Raw genomic sequence first — 21,119 nt, forward strand, 5'->3', positions numbered from 1 at the left:
CTTGAATAACTTATTGGTATATAAACTGCTTCATCATGTATATAAGTAAGTACTTCTTTATACATTTCTGTACGTTTTTCTTCACTTGGTTCTATCATTAAGTCAGTTATAGTTTGGTCAACCCATTCTTTCTTTTCCATACCTACTTGAGCTTGGTAGTCACCATGTGCTGGTATTCTCCAAGAAGATAAGTAAGATTGAGGGTCATATGGTGTACCCCAAGATAAAGAGTATTGTAAATCGAAGTCACCACTTTTTTGTCTATCTAAGAATGATTGTTTTTCTTCTCCAACTATATTAAGTTTTACACCTATTGCTTTTAAGTCAGATTGCATATACTCACTGATTGTTCCTTCTTGAGAGTTATCTGAATTGTAGTATATAGTTATTTCAAATTTTTTACCGTCTTTATATCTATATCCGTCATCTCCCATTTTCCATCCAGCTTTATCTAATAATTCACCAGCTTTTTCTTTATCATAAGAACGAACTTCTAAGTCTATATCACAGTAAGGAACTGTTTTTGCCATTAATGTGTCAGCCACTTCTTCTGTACCGTTTAATACACCATCTACTATAGCTTGTTTATTTATAGCATATTGTAAAGCTTGTCTTACATTTTTATCTCCTGTTATAGCTTGATGAGCATTTAATAATATTGCTCTTGATGCTACTGGTTCACTCATATCTGTTACATATTTTCCTTCAGATTCTAATTTTTTGTATGAATCCATATCTATTTGGTCACCATCAGCTCCATATAATAAGTCAACTTCCCCTTTTTCAAGTGCCATTAATATTGTTTGAGCATCTGGCATAACTCTCCATTTAACTTCTTTTACTTTTGGTTTTTCTCCCCAATAATCTTCATTTGTATCGAATATAGCATATTCATTTTCTTTATGCTCAGATAATACATATGGACCTGTTCCTGCATATCCACTTACACCGTTTTTAGTTTCACCATCTATAAAACATTTAGGTGATATCATTCTAAAAGGACGAACTAAAGCTAATTCTGTTAATGTTGGATAGTATGCATGTTTTAATACTAGTTTGAATGTAAATTCATCAACAACAACATTTTCTTCAATTTCATTAACCATATCTAACCAAGAATGTCTTTCTATATTAGATACTATAGCATCCATATTTAATTTTACTGCTTCTGCATTAAATGGTTCCCCATCAGTAAATTTAACGTCTTTTCTTAAGTGGAAAGTATATTCTTTTCCATCATCTGATATTTCCCAACTTTCAGCTAAGCATGGTTCTATCCCCTTTTCAGTTTCTTTTACTAAAGATTCAAATACCATGTTTTGTGCTGACATTTCTCCCCCATAAAGATGTGGATTTATATCCCTAATATCTTTTGTACAAGCGTATACTATTTGATCTTTATTTTCAGTACCTTCCCCTGCACTACTACTACTGCATCCTACTGCCGACATGCATATAAGTGCACTAAGCGACAGAGCTAAAACCTTTTTTAATTTTTTTAGTTTCATTTAAATTTTCCTCCCCATTTTTTACATTTCCACGCAAAAAAAAATTATGAAAATTTGCATAGCAAAGTATGCATCAATAAATATGCATCTTTGCACTGTAAAATTTTCATAATTTTATTCTCAGTTAAAGTATTTAATTATAAATATAATATAATGTTAATATTATATGAATACGTGTTCATATAATATTATAACAAATTATTTTCCAGCGTCAATACTTTTTTTACCATTTAAGTAAAATTTTTTTCAATACTAAATATAGCATCCTAAATAATATAGGTTTTTATATTATTTTAATCTCTTTAAACCATTTCAACTCTTTCAACAGTAGTCTTTTTTATCCAACTGCTTTTATAGTAGTAAATACTCATTGCTATATTAGTAAGTATCCATGTTAGTGGATAACTTGCATATACTATTCTTACATCTTTCACAATTCCCATCATAACAACAAGCCAACCTACTCTAAATCCGCACATACATACAAGACCTATTATCATAGGTACAAAAGTCTTTCCTGCACCTCTAAGTACACCTGATAATATTTGGTTCATTGCATATATAAAGTAAAGTGGTACGATAAACATTATAAATTGTGAACCGTATTTTACTACTTCTTTTTCTTCTGTGAATATGTGTAATATAGGAGTTTTAAATAACATTATTATTCCACCAATTAATACTGTCATTCCTACACACATTTTCATACTTAAAGATTTACCTTTTTTAACTCTTTCAACATTTCTAGCACCGATATTTTGGCCTATGAAGTTGCTCGCTGCCATAGCAAGAGCATCTATTGGCATGTATATAAATCCTTCTACTTTATAATATACAGTAAGTGCTGCCATTACATCTAATCCAAATAAGTTTACTTTTGATTGTACAATTATATTTGAGAAACATACTAAAACAGATTGTAATCCTGTTGGTACGCCTATTACTAAAATATGTTTTAATATTTCTTTGTCTATTTTTATTTTACTTATATGAAGTTTGTATACTTCATTAGTGCTAATTAATTTTATCATTATTAAAACTGCAGATAATGTTTGTGATAATGTTGTTGCTAGGGCTGCACCCATTACTCCCATATTAAATACTATTATAAATACTAAGTCTAAGATTATATTTAATATCCCTGCTGCACCTAAATAATAAAGTGGCGTTTTACTATCTCCCATAGCTCTTAGTATTCCTGTTCCCATGTTGTAAATCATCATAGGAATCATACTTAAGAAATAAACTCTAATATATGTAACTGCATATCCTATTACATCGTCAGGAGTATTTATCATTTTTAAAATAGTTTCCGCACTTAATAAACCAACTATCATTAATACTATACCTGATATAAAACTAAGCCCCATTGTTGTATGAACTGTTTTGAATACTTTTTCTTCGTCGTTTTCTCCAAAAGATTGTGATAAAACTATACTAGATCCATTTGATAATCCTATAAAGAAGTAAATCATAAAAACAACTACTAAGTTACATGTTCCAACAGCTGCCAAAGCATTAGCTCCCACAAACCTTCCAACTATCGCCGTATCTACTGTATTGTATAATTGTTGAAATAAGTTTGAAATTAAAATTGGAATAGAAAACAATATAAGTTGTTTTGAAATACTACCTTTAGTCATTTGTGTTACTGCCATTTTTCTCCTCCTTTATATTCCCACAAATTAAATTTATTTTTAATTAATATATTGTATCACCATATAACAATTTTCATTAAATGAATACTTGTTCATATATTATTTTACAATATAATTTCAAATTTTAATATTCTAATTTGTTATCACAAAAATCAGGAGAGTATTTCTATTTTAGATACTCTCCTTTAATAATTTATATTAATTTTATTTTTTCTCTACTACTACTGTAAACATTGGTGTTGCTGAATATCTCACTTGTTCTTCTTCATTAAAAACTCTTTGATTTATATTTTCATCTATTCTAATTATATTAAATCCAAATTTAGATAAATTATTTCTATCCCATTCAGGTCTTTTTTCTTTTGAAAGTGGAAGTCCATAAGATACATTAGTTAAAGAAACATTACTCACAGCATATTCAGGATCCTTTTTATAAATTTTTTTATACTTAATCTCTGCATCTTCTCTATCTTTTCGGGCTTGTTCATCGTATAAGTATAAATACCAATTTGCATCAAAATAAACCATTCTTCCGTCTTTTTTTAGAATTCTTCTACAACCTTTGAAGAAATTTTCTATATCTTGCAAATTCCAAGTTACATTTCTAGATATAATTAAGTCGAATGTCTCATCTTCAAATTTAAGATTTTGTACATCCATACTCACAAAGTTTACATCTACATTATAATTTTTTGCATTTAATCGTGCTTTTTCTAGCATTGCTTCTGTCATATCAACACCTGTAACATTATGCCCTGATTTTGCCATCAATATTGAAAATTCTCCTGGTCCACATCCTATATCTAGAACTTTTAAACAACCTTTTTTATCAACATTTTCTAATATGGTTTGTGTCCAAATTTCATTTTGACTACATTGTAATTCCGCATTATTTTGTTCTGAATAAGTTTGTGAACGGTTTGTCCAATATTTTTTTATAGAATCTGATATATAATCAGAATTTAAATCATAATTTTCATCTGTTTTTTGTGCACTAATCATAAACATAGGAGTAGCCCCATATAATAATTTTTCTTTTTCATCCCATACTCTATCTATTATATTTCTTTCTACCAATAAATTTTTAAATCCTATTTTACTCAAAGTAATCTCATCCCAGCGTGGACGTATTTTATCTTCAAGTGGAAATTTATCTGTTACTATGTATTCTTCTGGACCTTCAAAAGAACTATATGTATTTCCATATTTCTCTATACACTGTTCCCTTCTTTTATCATTTTCTATTTTTAAAGCATTATCATATTTGTATAGAAACCAATTTGCATCAAATATTAATAATTTTCCTTTTGGTTTCAATACCCTGTACCATTCTCTATACGCTTTTACTGGTTCAATCAATGTCCATGTTACATTTCTATTTATAATTAAATCAAAAGTATTATCCTCAAAATCTAAATTGTGACTATCCATCTGAATAAATTTAGGACTTACATTATTTTCTTTTGCATTTAATTTTGCTTGAACTAACATGTTTTCACTACAATCTATCCCTACTACATTATGACCTGCCTTTGAAAGTATTATTGAAAAAAATCCTGGTCCACATCCTATATCTAATATATTTAACCCCTTTTTATCACCAATTTGTTCTTCAATTAATTTTATCCATGCTTCTGACCTAAAGCTTTTTAATTCATCCTTGATTATCTTGTTATATCCATTTGCATGGTATTCCCATTCTCTTTTTACCTTATTTATTAATTCCAATTTAACTCACCCCTTTAATTCAATTTATAAATAAAAAAATCCATGAATGTATAAGATGTTCACATCTTTTCCTTCATGGATTTTTTCAACTATTTTATTTTTTTAATTTATTATTATTATATACCATTTTTAAGAATAAATCATCATAACATAAATTATATTATAATTTTTTTACATTTTTATACATTCATGTTATTATTTGTAAGTAATTATAATTGGGTTATGAAGGCTCTATTACTATCAGAGATAGTATTGGGCCTTTTTTTGCCTTTTTTGGCATTTTAAATAGAAAGGATGTGATTTTAATAAAAAAAATATTTAATATTTTAAGCCTAAAAAAATTATTAAGCGCATTAATAATCATTATAGGTGTAACCTTTATCTCATTTGCGCTTATGTATATATCTCCTGGCGATCCAGTAGAAATAATGATGTCTTCAAACGGCTCTACTATTTCACAAGAAGTAATAAATGCGAAAAAAGAAGAATTAGGTTTAAATAAGTCTTTTTTAGAACAATATACAACTTGGTTAAAGGGTCTAGCTACAGGTAATTTAGGTACTTCTATAAAATATAATAGACCTGTTAGCCAAGAAATATTATCTAAACTTCCCGCAACTTTATATTTAGCATTATTATCTCTAATAATTTCTGTTATCATTGCTCTACCAATAGGTATATTTGCAGCATCAAATAATAATAAATTATCTGAAAAAATAATAAGGATTTTAAGCTTATTTGGTCCTTCAATGCCGTCATTTTTTATAGCTCTTATACTTATGTATTTTGTATGTTATAAATTTAGACTTCTTCCGGTATCAAACGATGGACCAAGTGCTATAATTTTACCTACTATTACAATGGTTGTCGGGATAGCATCAAAATTCATAAGACAAATAAAAAGTATTATTCTAGAAGAGCTAAATAAGGAATATGTTATAGGACTTAAAGTCCGTGGTGTATCAAAAAAAGAAATTTTATTTAAACATGTTCTAAAAGGATGTGCACTTCCAATAATCACTATGATTGGACTATCTTTTGGAAGTCTATTAGGAGGAGCAACTATTGTTGAGACAGTATTTATGTGGCCAGGTATAGGTAAATATGCAGTTGAGGCTATATCAAGTAGAGATTATCCTGTAGTACAAGGATATATTGTTTGGATGTCTTTTATTTTCTTATTTATAAATTACTTAACAGATAAATCATATTATTTATTTGATCCTCGCTTAAAAAGAAGGAGAGGTGAAAATTCAAAATGATAAGTCCAACATCTGATAAAAGAAATAGTTTAGTTAAAAAGTCAGTTACAAACAATCTGATAAATATAATTGTAGACAAAAAAAATAGAAAAATATTAATTTATTCTTCTTTAATAATAATGCTATTTATTATAGCACTTATTTCTGACAAAATTGTACCTTATGACCCAATTAAGGCTGATTTAACTACTGTTTTGCTTTCACCGTCTAATACGCATATATTTGGAACAGATAACCTAGGAAGAGATTTATTTTCTAGAGTTATTTGTGGCTTAAAAACTTCTTTATTTTCATCCTTAATTATAACCGTTTTTATATTTGCATTTGGGATGATAATTGGTGTTACAGCTGGATATTATGGTGGAATAATAGACAATATTTTAATGAAAATAACAGTAATACTACAATCTTTTCCAAGTTTAATCTTAGCTATAGCTGTAGCTGGTATGCTTGGACCAAGTTTAAAAAATACAATAATAGCTATTTGTATTATTAACTGGACAAAATACGCTAGAATGGCGAGAAGTTTAGCTATTTCAGCGAAAGAATCAAATTATATAAAATCTGCTTTATTATGTGGAGCAAAAGGTTATCAAATTATCCTAACTGATATAATTCCAAACATAGCTTCTACTCTACTAGTTATGGCTATGTTAGATATAGGGGGAATGATACTTGAAATTGCGGGGCTTTGTTTTTTAGGTTTAGGGGCACAACCACCTACTCCGGAATGGGGACTTATGATGAATGAAGCTAGAAAATATATATACAATGCACCTTGGATGATTATTTTCCCTGGTATTGCAATATTATTAGTAGTATTTTTGTTCAATCTTTTAGGAGATGAGTTAAGAGATAGATTTGATATCAAACAATAAGCATTTTTTACTTTAGTTAGATGCTTATTAAAACAGTATAAAATTTTTAAATTTTAAATAAAAAATATATATTTAGGGGGTAATTTCACAATGAAATTAAAAAAATTAATAGCTGTATCAAGCGCATTGATTATGTCGCTAGGAGTTTTAACAGGATGCAGCAGCACTAGTAACTCTTCTTCGGGAGGAAATTCAGGAAATAATTCAGCAAAATCTCTAGTATTTGCTGATACTCAATCACCTAACAATCTAAATCCTCACCAAGACTGGAATGGTTGGTATGTTAGTAGATATGGTATCGGAGAAACACTTTTCAAATCAGATGATAAATTAAATGTAACTCCATTTTTAGTAGATACATATGAAAGTACGGATAATACAACTTGGGTGTTTAAATTAAAAGATGGTATTACATTCTCTAATGGTAATAAAGTTGACGCTAAGGCTGTTAAAGCATCTTTAGAAGACACTCTAAAGGTAAATGAACGTGCAGTAGAACTTTATAATGTAGATACTATAGAAGCTGATGACTTAACACTTACTATAAAAACTAAAGATGCTAATCCTGGCTTACCTGCCAGTCTATGCGAACCAATGGGAATAATAGTAGATGTAAGTGATAAAGAAAATAGTGATACAAATCCAATATGTACTGGTCCATTTGTTGCAACTGGTTACAAAGAAAAAACTCAATTTGATGTAGCTAAAAATGAAAATTACTGGAATGGGGATGTAAAATTAGATTCTGCTACATTTAAAGTTTTAGCTGATACAAGTGCTCTTGATATGGCTACTAAATCTGGTGAAGTTGATGTTGCTGTAAGTATGCCAAATACTAGCTTAGATGATTATAAAAACGACGATAACTATACTATATCTAGTAACGCAGGTTCTAGAGCTCAAATGTTATTTTTAAACTACAGTAATAAGTTTATCCAAGATAAAAATGTTCGTGAAGCTATAAGTTTATGTATAGATAGAGATAAATACAATGAAACTTTAAATAATGGTGGTTCTACTGCTGCTAAAGGTTTATATCCAACTTATGTTTCTTACTGTGGTTCAGGGTATGAATTTAATGTAGAAAAAGCTAAAAAATTATTAAAAGATGCAGGATATAAAGACACTGATAATGATGGAATATTAGAAAAAGATGGTGAAAAATTATCTCTAAAATTAATAACTTACTCTACAAAAGCTGAATTACCTACTTTTAGTGAGGCTTTAAAATCACAACTTGCTGAAATAGGTGTAGAGTTAAATGTTCAAATAGTTGATAATATGATGGATGAATGTAAAAATGGTAACTTCGATATATCTTTATGGAGCTTCACTATGCTTCCAACTGGTGATCCTCAATACTTTATAGATATAGCATTTGCTTCTAGCGGAAGTAGTAACTACGGAAAATATAGCAATAGCGAAGTTGACACTTTAACAAAAGAACTTGATTCTGAATTCGATACTAAAAAACGTGATGAACTAGCTAGTGATATAGTTGATAAAGTAATGGATGATTATGGATATATAGCTATAGGTCATGCTAATTATACATACGTTATGAATAAAAAAGTTAAAAATTGTGTAGCAAATCCATCTGAATACTACTTACTTGATGCTAATGTAGATATACAAGAATAGGAGTGATAATTTGCTTAAAATAAATAATTTAAACATCTCTTACGATAGTGTCCCTATTGTAAGGGATGTTTCTTTAAAAATAAATAAAGGTGAAATATTAGGAATAGTCGGTGAAAGTGGTAGTGGTAAAAGTACTGTTCTTAAAGCTATTATGAATATTTTAGGAAATGACGGAAAAGTAGATAGCGGTAGTATCACGTTTGAAGACAAAAATCTATTAAAAAACGAAAATCAAAATATATATGGAAAAGATATTTCTATGGTCTTTCAACAAGCCACATTATTCCTAGACCCTATTACTAAAATAGAAAATCAATTTCTTGAAATTATGAAACATAATAAAACAAGTAAAAAACAAAAGCATAAAGACATTGTAAACTTACTTAAAAATCTACATCTTGAAGATGCTGAAAGAATATTAAAAAACTATCCTTTTGAGCTTAGTGGTGGTATTAATCAAAGGGTATCCCTTGGACTTGCTATGATAAATAAGCCAAAACTGATATTAGCAGATGAACCTACATCAGCATTAGATGTTACAGTTCAAGCACAGGTTGTTCAAACTCTAAAAGAACTTAGAAACAATTTTGATACAAGTATTATAATGGTTACACATAATATGGGTATTGTCGCTAATATTTCAGATACAATAGGGGTTATGTATTATGGTCATCTACTTGAAATTGGTCCTAAAATAGAAATTTTAAAAAATCCTCAACATCAGTATACTATTGAATTATTAAAATCCATTCCAACATTAAATGGAGAGACTCCAAAAGGTATCGATGGTAAAATACCCGAATTTGGTTCTGTAATAGAAGGTTGTCCTTTCTATGATAGATGTAAAATATGTGATATAAAATGTAAAACGACAAAACCAGAACTAAAAGAAACTTCAAATGGACATTTTACATCTTGTTTAAAATATACAGAGGTTGAAAATAATATTTATCTTGGAGAAGTGCTATGATATTAGATGTAAAAAATCTTACAAAAACCTTTAATAAAAATAATTCTGTTTTTACTGCTGTTGACAACATAAACTTTCAATTAGGTAGAAAGGAATGTCTTGGAATCGTAGGTGAAAGTGGTAGTGGTAAAAGTACAATTGCAAAAATGCTAGTTAAGCTTGTAGAACCTGATAGTGGAGAAATTAACTTTTTAGGAAAAGATTTAGTTACTATGAATAGATCTGAACTTAGAAAAACAAGAAAAGATATTCAGATGATCTTTCAAAATCCTATTGATTCTTTTAATCCACGAAAAAAACTAAAAACTAGTATTAGTGCTGGATTAAAATACACTTTAGGATTAAATAAACATCAAATTAATAACCAAGTAGATGAAGCATTAAACTTAGTTGGACTAAAGTCAGAATACAAAAATAGACATATAAACAAAATTAGCGGCGGTGAATGTCAAAGAGCTGCTATAGCTCGTTCAATAATCTTAAAACCACAGCTATTAATTTGTGATGAAATTACTAGTGCTCTTGATGTTTCTGTTCAAGCTCAAATTATCGAACTACTAGTTGAACTAAAAGAAAAATTGGACATGTCCTATATATTTATAACTCATGATTTGATTTTAGCAAAATATTTATGTGATAGAATTTTAGTTATGTATAAAGGTAACGAAGTTGAAAGCGGAAATGCAGAAGATATATTTGAAAACCCAATGCATCCTTACACAAAGCTTCTTCTTTCATGCATAATGACGATAGATAATATTGATGAAAATAAAGATATAAATTATGAAAAGCTTCAACATTCAGGTGGATGTAAATTTAAAGAAATGTGTCCAGATAGAATAGAAATTTGTAATTCTTGTAATCCTGAAATTAAGGAGATTGGAGACAGAAGAGTTAGATGTCATATGTATAACAAATAACCTATTTTATAAGTATGATAATAATCACTTTATATTATATTCAATAAATATTTAAGCCACTTTAAAAGTGGCTATTTTTATTATATTTAAATATAATACTAACGTTAACATTAAATAGTATTAATCAATTATCTCAACATGTCTTAAATCTCCAAAAGCTCCTATAACGCCATCTTTTTGTATCATCAATCCAGCATGATTATACATAACTCTACAATCTTCAGTAACTCTATACTCGCCTAAAAGATTTCCATAAAAATCTTTAACACACCCTATTAAATCATTTTTTTTTAGTATCATACCAGCTTCTATATCTGAATACCAAAGTCCTGTTTGTTTACATGTCATATACTCTGTTTTTCTCCAAATAAATTTCACTCCTAATGACTTTTTTTCTTTTTTATCTATAACTTTAAAATAATCTAAAATTAAGTAAACATCTTCAACATAAGATTCATAATCAATTCTATCGCATTTATTAAAAGCTCCCCTTTCAAGTAATATAGCTGGAATACCTTTAGTTGTTGCATAGCTATAAAATCCATCCTTTGCTGTCGATGCAATTAAATGGTTAATTGTTGTCGCCTTTGCCACTTCTAATGATATTTCATTTACCTCTTCACTCGCTGCAACAGGAAAGAAAAGACATGGTAACAAAAGTTCTTCACCTCCACCACTATGAAGGTCTACTATAAAATCTGCTTCACTCATAATATTTTCTTCAAGAAATGCAGCTAATTTTTTACTAATTGTTCCTTCTTTATCTCCTGGAAAAATACCATTCATATTACCGCCATCTTCTGGCATAAATCTTTCATGTTTCGAAAAAAATCCCTTAGTATTTATACAGTGCAAAATTATAATACGTCCATTTACCTTTAAAGGATCTATTTGTTCTGAAAGTATGCCACAAGCTGCAACTCCTGGGTATTCCCCTGAATGAATACCAGCACTTACAACAATTGTTTTACCAGAATTTATCCCATTTATCACAGTAACTGGTATATCATACTTTTCATCATATGGATGTATTGTAAAGCAAATTTTTTCTCCTATATCAACTTTATATCCCAACAAATCCCAAACTTTATTTTTCAATTAATTAAACCTCCTTTTATGCAACTACATAAACATACTGCCTCTTTTTCCCTATTAATAATAGTATTCTTTCAAAATTTCTTCTTAAGACGCTAAAGATTTACGTATTTCAGGATTTGATACTAAAAACTTAACCAAAATAGGTATAAATATCAGTTGAATTATCATTCCAGGAACTGCTGTTGTAACTCCTGTTACAATATACATTATAGGGTTTATATCTGGTGCAAATGTAAGTGATGCTAAAAAAGCCCCAAATAATGCAAAAATTCGCCCTACAATCATTGCTAAAATAAGTGATATATAAATTTTATTTGTTTTAGAAAATAGAATTCCAGAAACAATACCATAACCACAAAGTTCTAAAGCCATTATAGGCATTGTTGGTAAAACTGGTGGCATACCAGTTAAAAAACTGCTTAATATTGGCGTTATAACTCCAACAATAGCACCACAAATTGGTCCAAGTAAAAATCCAGATATTAATACAGGTATATGCATTGGTAAAAATATAGACCCACCCATATTAAATACATGAAAGCACATCGGTAGTATAATGCCAAATGCTATAAATAATCCCGATAAAATTAATTGTTTTGTTCCTATAGTTTTTTGATTCATAAGTATTTCCCCCTTAAAATTTTCTATTTATTTTTTTAAAACTATATAATAAATATTGTCATCTTCAAAAGCTGCTTCTACTTTCAATCCCACATCTTCAAATATCTTCTTTTGATCATTTATATCAATAAGTCTAGATTCACTAACTATTTTATCTTTATTTTTATGCATATTATTTAAATATTCTCTACTATCTGAATGTGCTATAATAAGTTTTCCACCTTCTAATAAGTTATTCTGTATTAATTTTTTTATTGTATTCGTTTTATTTTCTAAATGTGGAAACATAGAGTAAAGTATTATTTTATTAAATTTTTCATCTAATTCATCCTTTTCAATATTTAATAAAGCAAATTCTACATTATCTATATCTTTGAATTTTTTTCTTGCTATATCGAGCATATTACATGACATATCTACTGCCTTTATATTTCCTTTTGAATTTAACTTAGATAAAAATGGAATAAGTACACCTGTTCCAGTTCCTATATCTAAAATAGTATCATTTTCTTGTATATCAATTTGTGATAAAAGATAATTTATTTTTGATTCATCTACTTTACTAATATTATCCCAATCTTTAGCTATTGAATTAAAAAAGCTTACTTGGCTCATAATCGCCCTCCTTTTATATGTTAATAATTATTTAATTTTACAATTAAACCTTCTCTTTTGGCACGATAGCGGCAATTCTAAATCACACTCTTGCATTAAATCATTATCTAGTAGTATATCTTGTGTATTTCCATCAGCAAATATTTGCCCCTCTTTTAATACAACTGTTCTATCACAAGTATCTAATATCATGTCCAAATCATGACTAGCTATTACTTTTGTATAATCAAAACTATTTAAAAGGTTTATTAAATTTCTTCTCGCTTTTGGGTCTAGTGCAGAGGTTGGCTCATCCATTATAAGTATTGATGGGTTCATTGATATAGCGGTTGCAATAGCGGCTAAGTTTTTTTGTCCTCCTGATAATCTATATGGAGCCCTATTTTTTAATTCTAATATTCCGACCTTTTTTAGTGACTCTGTAACTCTTTTATCCACTTCTTCTCTGCTCAATTTATAATTTTTAGGGCCAAAAGCTACATCTTCGTATATACTTGTTGTAAAAAGTTGATCTTCTGGATTTTGAAATACAAATCCAATATCTTTTCTAATTTGCGATAGATTTTTTTTATTTACTTCCAATGAATTAATTTCTATTTTTCCACTTGAGGGTCTATTTATCCCAGTTAGTTGAAGTAATAAAGTGGATTTTCCTGCTCCATTTGGTCCCACAATACCAAGCGATTCACCTTTATATAAAGTTAAATCTATATGTTTTAATGCTTCATAACCATCTGGATATTTATAATATAAATTTTTAATTTGAATACTAATATCTCTCATTGTCTATACTCCCTGTCTAAATTATTTATAAAATTCCTACAACTAAATTTCCTATAAATAGCGGTATATTTATAAATTTAATTATTATAAAAAATAAAATCCAAAATAACATATATAAATAATCTTTTAGTAGCATTTTTTCATTAGTAAATGTAACATATTCTCCATCAAACCCTCTCAAAATCATAGCGTTGTATATTCTATCTGCTCTCGAAAAACTTCTAAGTAATAGATGACCTAAAAGCGAACCCCATAGTCTACAGTTTATTCCCTTTTGGTTTGGAGCTCTTAACATATATGCATTATATACTTCACTAACTGACTCTATAAGCACAAATATATATCTGTACATAAACACTATTTGATTTGTAAAAACTTTTGGTACTTTTATATCTCTAAGAGATTTTGCAAGACCTTCTATTCCGGTTGTGCAAATAAGCAAAATACCCGCAGTAATAGTGAGCATCCCTTTTATAAATAATGATATAAGCGAAATCGCCCCTAATGTTATAGGAACGATTCCAAAATAAAATGCTACTGTTCTTTCAAAGATTAAGTTAAAAACGCCTAATCCTGTTATGATTGGTAAACCTATAAGAGATGCTTTAAGAACTAATTTTAGAGGTATATCAGCTAAATATATTATCAGTATTGGGTAAATTATAAATGGAAGCAATCCTGAAATATTGTATTTTGGAAAAGACACTACAAATACTATGTATAATATAGTTATTATTAGTTTTGCAACAGGGTTTATGCCATGTATAATACTCTTTTGTTTTCCCAAATCATCAATTTTATTCAATTTATATATAGACTCACTCAAACTAGACATTTAAAGCATCTCCTTATATTTTACTAAGCATGTTTTTTAGTGTTATTATCTGAAGTTTTTTTAACCTTACTTGCACCAAATCCAATTAATGCAGCTAGTCCAAGTGTTATAGCTGAACCAACTATACCAGAAACACTAGTCCCTGCAGTATTTTCTGCGTCTGATTTAAATGCATAGTCTGGTAAAAACGCTGTACTTTCTTGTACTGATTCAAGTGTTTTTGATACATTATTACTTCTATCTAACTCAGTACTTCCTGTTACTTTTTGTATTGACCATTCAAGCCCATCAGGATTTGCTGATGCAAATAAAGATAATCCTCCACCTATTAAAGCTGCTACAACTACTAAAACTAAAGCAACTTTTTTAACACTCACATTTTCTTTTACACTACTTCCATCATATCCAATAAGTAGTTCTGGTTTTGCATTATAAATAAATATAAGTACGCATCCTGTTAAGATTCCTTCAACTAAACCTATTGCTAAATGTATTGGTTGCATTAGGATCACAAAAGTACTAAATGGAAGTTCTGTTACACCTGATAACATTGTCTCACAAACTACTCCAAATGCTCCAAGTTGAAGTGAAATTACAACTGAAATTATGGATGCAATCATGATTTTTGTAGGAGTAAATCCATTTTTTAAGATTTTTTTATATATAAATGGAAATCCTATAAAGCATGCAAAAAATCCCATATTAATCATGTTGCAGCCGAGAGCTAAAAGTCCTCCATCAGCAAAGAATAAACATTGAATTACTAATACGGAAGCTATTGTCAAAAATCCTGCCTCAGGACCTAATAATGATGCTAATAAAATTCCGCCTCCAATATGTCCACTTGAGCCTGTACCTGGAATTGTGAAGTTTATCATTTGTGATGCAAATACAAATGCTCCAAGTACCCCCATTAAAGGTATTTTTTTATCAAAACTAATTGACTTAGGGTTGTCTAGATCTTCTAAATCACCTTTTGATAATTTTGTTGCAGAATAAGCCAATGTTCCTGCTGCAGCTACCCACATAACTCCACCAACTGCTGGTGATAATAAAGCGTCTGCCATATGCATAAATACCATCTCCTTAAAATTAGCATTAAAAAAATTCACTTCGTTCATATCGCCAACGAATCAAAGATTCCGTTGCTTAAGTTAATAAGTTGGAAATTATACATTATCCACAAACCAGATAATGTATAATTTCCTTATAATTTAAAAAACCACAAAAACATATAGTTCTCAAAGAACTTCTAAGCCTTCGTGGTTTAATTTCATAATTTATATTTTTGTGGTTAATTTAGTTAAATAGTAGCACTATATTTTTTTATTGTCAACAAATAGATAAATTTCACTTTTTTGCAGTCCTATATTGCTTATGTACTTCCATATTTACAAATATTTTTCAATATTTTTCCAATTTTAATTGACATAGTTTGCATTCTTCTATACAATTTAAATATAAATTAAGTTATTGATAAAATATGTTTGAAAACATGCAAATCAAGTCAGAAGACTTTGTAGTCTTTTGGCTTTTTTTATTTTTCTATAACTTAATTCATATTCTACTTTCCCCAAAAGATAGAATAGAAAAATAACCCTGTCTTATAATATGTATTTTTTATAATATGTATTTTTTATTTTAATCAATCACCTCAAGGGTGATTTTTTTTTATTAAAAACTAAAATCCATAAAGTCTGTATATAGACTTTATGGATTTTAGTTTCGTTTATTTACTTTAATCATAATATTTATGAGTTATTTATATTAAATATAATTAAATTTGATTTATTATATTTGCTTCGCTATTAAATCGCCCATTTCTTTTGTTCCAACTACTTCTCCAACACCATTGTAGATGTCTTTTGTTCTATATCCTGCATTTAAGACATTTTCAACTGCATCTTCAATTGCTTTTGCTTCTTCTTCTAATTTAAAACTATATCTAAGCATCATAGCCACTGATAATATTGTAGCTATTGGGTTTACTATATTTTGACATGCTATATCAGGTGCACTACCATGAATTGGCTCATACATCCCGAAGTCGTCTTCTCTGACAGATGCTGATGGTAACATCCCAATAGAGCCAGTTATCATTGATGCCTCATCTGATATTATATCTCCAAATATGTTATTAGTTACTATAACATCAAATTGAGAAGGGTCTTTTATTAATTGCATAGCTACATTATCTACATACATATATGATAATTCGACTTCTGGATATTCTTTTGATAATTCATTTAAAATTTTTCTCCATAATTTAGAGCTATCAAGAACGTTGGCTTTATCTACACAAGTTAATTTTTTATTTCTTATCATTGCTGTTTCAAAAGCCTTTTTGCCTATTCTTCTTATTTCGTTTTCGTCGTATTTTTCAACATCATATGCAAACTCAATGCAATCTTCTATTCCTGTTTTTCTTTCTCCAAAATAGATTCCTCCTGTAAGTTCTCTTACAACGACAAAATCTATACCTCTTTCTACTATGTCAGCTCTAAGTGGAGATGTTTCTTTAATGCTTTCGTGCATTGTTGCTGGTCTTAAATTTACAAATAATCCAAGACCAGATCTAAGAGCTAATAGACCTTTTTCTGGTCTTCTTTCGCTGTCTATATTGTCCCATTTTGGTCCACCAACTGCACCTAATAAAACTGCATCACTTGCTTTGCATATATCTAGCGATTCTTTTGGTAGTGGTTCTCCTGTTTCATCAATTGCTGCACCACCGCCTAATACATTTGTATATTTAAATTTATGATTATATTTTTGAGCTATTTTGTCTAAAACTTTTAATCCTTCGTTTACTATTTCTGGACCGACACCGTCCCCTTTTATTACTGCTATATTAAAATCCATCTATAATAATCCCCCTAGTTGACTTCTTTTCCCTTATATTTTTATTATTTTTAATTTATTTATATAATTTATTTCTACAAGTATATTTACTAATTTATTATCTTATATTTGATAATTTATTTTTATGTTTGTAGTATATTTTATTTATTTTTTTCTATTGATTTAATTAAGCCGCCATTTTGAATTATATTTTGCATAAATTCTGGGAATGGTTCTGCTTGATAAGTTTCGTTTTTAGTTATATTTTTAATTACACCTGTATTGAAGTCAATTTCAACTTTGTCGCCTTCTTCAATTCCTTTTGCTGCTTCGTCACATTCAAGTATTGGAAGACCTATGTTTATTGCATTTCTGTAGAATATTCTCGCAAAAGTTGATGCTATTACACAAGATATCCCACTTTCTTTTATTGCTATTGGAGCATGTTCTCTTGATGAACCGCATCCAAAGTTTTTGTTTGCTACTATGATGTCTCCTTCTTCTACTTTTTGAGCAAATTCTTTATCTATATCTTCCATACAGTGAGATGCTAATTCTTTCATATCAGGAGTATTTAAGTATCTCGCTGGTATAATTACATCTGTATCTATATTATCTCCGTATTTAAAAACTTTTCCACTTGCTAACATATTATTTTTCCCCTCCACAAACTTCACTTGGTGATGATATTTTTCCTGTTATTGCAGATGCTGCTGCAACTGCTGGACTTGCTAAATAAACTTCAGACTCCGTATGTCCCATTCTTCCTACAAAGTTTCTATTTGTAGTTGACACTGCTCTTTCGCCTGCTGCCAATATTCCCATATGTCCACCTAAACAAGGTCCACATGTTGGTGTCGAAATTGCAGCACCTGCAAGTACCATATCAGTTATATATCCTTTTTCTATTGCTTCAAGGTAGATTGCTTGTGTTCCTGGGAAAACTATACATCTCACATCATCAGCAACTTTTTTACCTTTCATTATTTCGGCAGCAATTCTCATATCTTCAATTCTACCATTTGTACATGAACCGATTACTACTTGATCTATTTTTATATCTTCTGTTATTTCATCAGTAGTTTTTGTGTTTTCTGGTAGATGTGGGAATGCTACTGTTGGTTTTAACCCGCTTAAATCTATTTCAATCACTCTGTCATATTCAGCATCTTCGTCTGCTTCATATACAGTTGGATTTTTTTCGATAGTTTTGCATGGATGAGTTTTTATATATTCTTTAGTTTTTTCATCAACAGGGAATATACCATTTTTAGCCCCTGCTTCTATAGCCATGTTACATATTGTAAATCTGTCATCCATTGATAAGTGTTGCACACCATCTCCCACAAATTCCATTGACATATATCTAGCTCCATCAACTCCAATTTCGCCGATTATGTGTAAGATTATATCTTTACCACTTATCCATTTAGATGGTTTATTTTTTAGAACAAATTTGATTGCTCCAGGTACCTTAAACCATGCCTTTCCTGTCGCCATGCCAGCTGCCATATCAGTCGAACCTATACCTGTTGAAAATGCACCAAGTGCTCCGTATGTGCAAGTATGTGAATCAGCACCGATTACTACATCACCTGCTGTTACTAATCCCTTTTCTGGTAATAAGCAATGTTCTATTCCCATTTGACCAACATCAAAATAGTTTACGACTTCTTTTCCTCTTGCAAAAGTTCTAGCAACTTTACATTGTTCTGCACTTTTTATATCTTTATTTGGTGTGAAGTGGTCACATACTATTGTGACTTTAGTATTATCAAATACTTCATCTATTCCTAATTTATTAAATTCAGTTATTGCAACTGGAGTAGTTATATCATTTCCTAAAACTAAATCTAAGTTAGCTTCTATTAATTGTCCTTTTTTTACTTCATCCATACCAGCGTGTTTTGCTAATATTTTTTGTGTCATTGTCATCCCCATCGGCATATCCTCCCAATTATCCTTAGTTTACATTCATTTTTATATAGCTCTTATTAATAGCGTTCATAAGTGCGCTTATTGCTGCTGTATTGATATTTTCAGAAATTCCAACTCCGAAATATGGTTCGTCTGCACCTGTATCAATTTGAATATAAGCAACCCCTTTAACATGTGAACCTTCACCAAGAGCATGTTCATGGTAGTGAACGAATTTATAGTTTTTAAGTGGTTGTAATTCTTTTTCATCTTGTTGCATTAATGCATTACTAAATGCATCTACTGGACCATTACCAGTTCCTTTAATTGTATAATCATGGCCGTCAAAGTTTATTACTGCTTCTAATGATAAGCTATTTGTCTCTATATTATTGCTATCAACATCAAATGAATCAGAATCTACTGAGCTTATTTTATATTTTGTTAATTTGTATGGTGTTTCTATATCGATATACCATTTTTTAAATAAGTTGAATATCTCTTGTGGAGAAAGTTCTTTACCCATTGAGTCTGAACATCTTTTTACTACTTTTCCAAAGTATGTCTGCATAGCTTTTGGCATATTATATCCAAATTCGCTTTCCATGATATATGCTGCTCCACCTTTACCAGATTGAGAATTTATTCTTATTATTTCTGTGTATTCCCTTCCTAAATCGTGAGGGTCTAATGGTAAATATGGAACTTGCCATACATATTCACCTCTAGCTTCTCTCGCTTTCATTCCTTTTCTGATTGCATCTTGGTGTGAACCAGAAAAAGCAGTAAAGACTAAATCACCGACATATGGATGTCTTTCATGTATATTTAATTTTGTGCAGTTTTTGTATATATCTGCTATTTCATTTATATTTGAAAAGTCTAGCTCAGGATCTACACCTTGTGCGTACATATTCATTCCCACTATTAATATGTCTAAGTTTCCTGTTCTTTCACCATTTCCAAATAATGTACCTTCTATTCTATCTGCTCCTGCTAATAACCCTAACTCAGCAGCTGCAGTTGATGTTCCTCTATCATTGTGTGGATGTAAACTTATTGTCACACAATCTCTATTTTTAATATTTTTGCTGAACCATTCTATTTGGTCTGCATATCTGTTTGGTGTAGTCATTTCTACAGTTGATGGTAAATTTATTATCATCTTATTTTCTTGTGTTGGCTCCCAAACATCCATAACAGCCTCACAAATTTCAAGAGCATATTCCATCTCAGTTCCTGTAAAACTTTCTGGTGAATATTCAAATTGGAAGTTTGTTTCTGGATATTTAGCTGCTTCTTCTTTCATTAATTTTGCCCCTTTAACAGCTATTCCTATTATTTCGTCTTTTTCCATATTGAACACTACATCTCTTTGTAATACTGATGTTGAATTATATAAATGCACTATTGCATTTTTACATCCTCTTAATGCCTCAAAAGTCTTTGTTATTAAGTGTTCTCTTGATTGAGTTAAAACTTGTACCTTAACATCATCTGGTATTAAGTTCTCATCTATTAACTTTCTTAAAAAGTCGTATTCAGTTTGTGACGCTGATGGAAATCCTATTTCGATTTCTTTGAATCCTACATCTAACAACATTTTAAACATTTTCATTTTTTCATCTACGCTCATTGGAGTAGGTAGTGATTGATTCCCGTCTCTTAAATCTACACTACACCAAATAGGTGCTTTTGTGATATCCTTGTCTGGCCATTCACGATTTGTAAAGTTTTTTGGTTGAAAGTCTGGTTTTACATATTTTTTATAATTAAACTCACTATTTCTCATTTTTTATCCCCCTGTATTAACTATTCACATTGTGTATTTTGTATATTATTCA

General features: G+C 29.6%; 18 protein-coding genes. 5 read left to right on the forward strand and 13 right to left on the reverse strand.

Features of this window, described 5'->3' with window-relative positions; translation table 11 throughout:
- The 3 genes from nikA to RDX53_RS05045 form a co-directional block, all read right to left on the reverse strand.
- Window positions 1-1,508 (reverse strand): nickel ABC transporter substrate-binding protein (nikA, locus tag RDX53_RS05035; protein WP_307993778.1); only part of this gene is annotated, 1,508 nt, incomplete at its 3' end.
- Between the two features lie 302 nt (window positions 1,509-1,810).
- Window positions 1,811-3,166, reverse strand: a complete 1,356-nt coding sequence (locus RDX53_RS05040) for an MATE family efflux transporter (RefSeq protein ID WP_195930751.1) — start codon at window positions 3,164-3,166, stop codon at window positions 1,811-1,813.
- A gap of 204 nt (window positions 3,167-3,370) precedes the next feature.
- Window positions 3,371-4,894: a class I SAM-dependent methyltransferase gene (locus tag RDX53_RS05045; protein WP_295676284.1), complete on the reverse strand. Its 1,524-nt coding sequence runs from the start codon at window positions 4,892-4,894 to the stop codon at window positions 3,371-3,373.
- A gap of 296 nt (window positions 4,895-5,190) precedes the next feature.
- Here RDX53_RS05045 and nikB point away from each other — a divergent pair, with 296 nt between their 5' ends.
- From nikB to RDX53_RS05070, 5 genes are all read left to right on the forward strand, one after another.
- A complete protein-coding gene (gene nikB, locus RDX53_RS05050) occupies window positions 5,191-6,156 on the forward strand; it encodes a nickel ABC transporter permease (RefSeq protein WP_195929036.1) in 966 nt (321 codons plus the stop codon).
- On the forward strand, window positions 6,153-7,034 hold the full coding sequence (gene nikC / locus RDX53_RS05055; protein ID WP_195929034.1) for a nickel transporter permease: 882 nt from the start codon (window positions 6,153-6,155) through the stop codon (window positions 7,032-7,034). Before nikB ends, nikC begins: the two co-directional genes overlap by 4 nt.
- 90 nt (window positions 7,035-7,124) lie before the next feature.
- Window positions 7,125-8,675: an ABC transporter substrate-binding protein gene (locus RDX53_RS05060; protein ID WP_195929032.1), complete on the forward strand. Its 1,551-nt coding sequence runs from the start codon at window positions 7,125-7,127 to the stop codon at window positions 8,673-8,675.
- Window positions 8,676-8,685: 10 nt separating this feature from the next.
- Entirely contained in the window at window positions 8,686-9,645 is a 960-nt protein-coding gene (locus tag RDX53_RS05065; RefSeq protein ID WP_195929030.1) for an ABC transporter ATP-binding protein, read from the forward strand.
- Entirely contained in the window at window positions 9,642-10,565 is a 924-nt protein-coding gene (locus RDX53_RS05070; protein WP_195929028.1) for an ABC transporter ATP-binding protein, read from the forward strand. Before RDX53_RS05065 ends, RDX53_RS05070 begins: the two co-directional genes overlap by 4 nt.
- 120 nt (window positions 10,566-10,685) lie before the next feature.
- On the opposite strand, the gene RDX53_RS05075 is transcribed toward RDX53_RS05070, so the two are convergent.
- From RDX53_RS05075 to leuA, 10 genes are all read right to left on the reverse strand, one after another.
- Window positions 10,686-11,663, reverse strand: coding sequence for a M14 family metallopeptidase (locus RDX53_RS05075; RefSeq protein WP_195929026.1), 978 nt, complete (start codon window positions 11,661-11,663; stop codon window positions 10,686-10,688).
- Between the two features lie 84 nt (window positions 11,664-11,747).
- On the reverse strand, window positions 11,748-12,284 hold the full coding sequence (locus tag RDX53_RS05080) for an ECF transporter S component (RefSeq protein WP_195929024.1): 537 nt from the start codon (window positions 12,282-12,284) through the stop codon (window positions 11,748-11,750).
- 27 nt (window positions 12,285-12,311) lie between these two features.
- Window positions 12,312-12,899: a class I SAM-dependent methyltransferase gene (locus RDX53_RS05085; protein WP_195929023.1), complete on the reverse strand. Its 588-nt coding sequence runs from the start codon at window positions 12,897-12,899 to the stop codon at window positions 12,312-12,314.
- 27 nt (window positions 12,900-12,926) lie between these two features.
- Window positions 12,927-13,682, reverse strand: coding sequence for an energy-coupling factor ABC transporter ATP-binding protein (locus RDX53_RS05090; protein WP_195929021.1), 756 nt, complete (start codon window positions 13,680-13,682; stop codon window positions 12,927-12,929).
- A 25-nt stretch (window positions 13,683-13,707) separates the two neighbouring features.
- Complete coding sequence (cbiQ, locus tag RDX53_RS05095; RefSeq protein ID WP_195929018.1) at window positions 13,708-14,517, reverse strand: cobalt ECF transporter T component CbiQ; 810 nt, start codon at window positions 14,515-14,517, stop codon at window positions 13,708-13,710.
- A 23-nt stretch (window positions 14,518-14,540) separates the two neighbouring features.
- Window positions 14,541-15,590 (reverse strand): energy-coupling factor ABC transporter permease, encoded by a 1,050-nt coding sequence (locus RDX53_RS05100; RefSeq protein ID WP_195929016.1) that lies wholly within the window; start codon window positions 15,588-15,590, stop codon window positions 14,541-14,543.
- 718 nt (window positions 15,591-16,308) lie between these two features.
- Entirely contained in the window at window positions 16,309-17,379 is a 1,071-nt protein-coding gene (gene leuB / locus RDX53_RS05105) for a 3-isopropylmalate dehydrogenase (protein ID WP_195929014.1), read from the reverse strand.
- A gap of 140 nt (window positions 17,380-17,519) precedes the next feature.
- Entirely contained in the window at window positions 17,520-18,008 is a 489-nt protein-coding gene (gene leuD / locus RDX53_RS05110; RefSeq protein WP_195929012.1) for a 3-isopropylmalate dehydratase small subunit, read from the reverse strand.
- A gap of 1 nt (window position 18,009) precedes the next feature.
- Complete coding sequence (gene leuC / locus RDX53_RS05115) at window positions 18,010-19,299, reverse strand: 3-isopropylmalate dehydratase large subunit (RefSeq protein ID WP_307993779.1); 1,290 nt, start codon at window positions 19,297-19,299, stop codon at window positions 18,010-18,012.
- Between the two features lie 22 nt (window positions 19,300-19,321).
- Window positions 19,322-21,067: a 2-isopropylmalate synthase gene (leuA, locus tag RDX53_RS05120; protein ID WP_295676305.1), complete on the reverse strand. Its 1,746-nt coding sequence runs from the start codon at window positions 21,065-21,067 to the stop codon at window positions 19,322-19,324.
- Between the last annotated feature and the right edge of the window lie 52 nt (window positions 21,068-21,119).

Source organism: uncultured Intestinibacter sp. (assembly GCF_902468165.1).
Lineage (GTDB): Bacteria > Bacillota > Clostridia > Peptostreptococcales > Peptostreptococcaceae > Intestinibacter.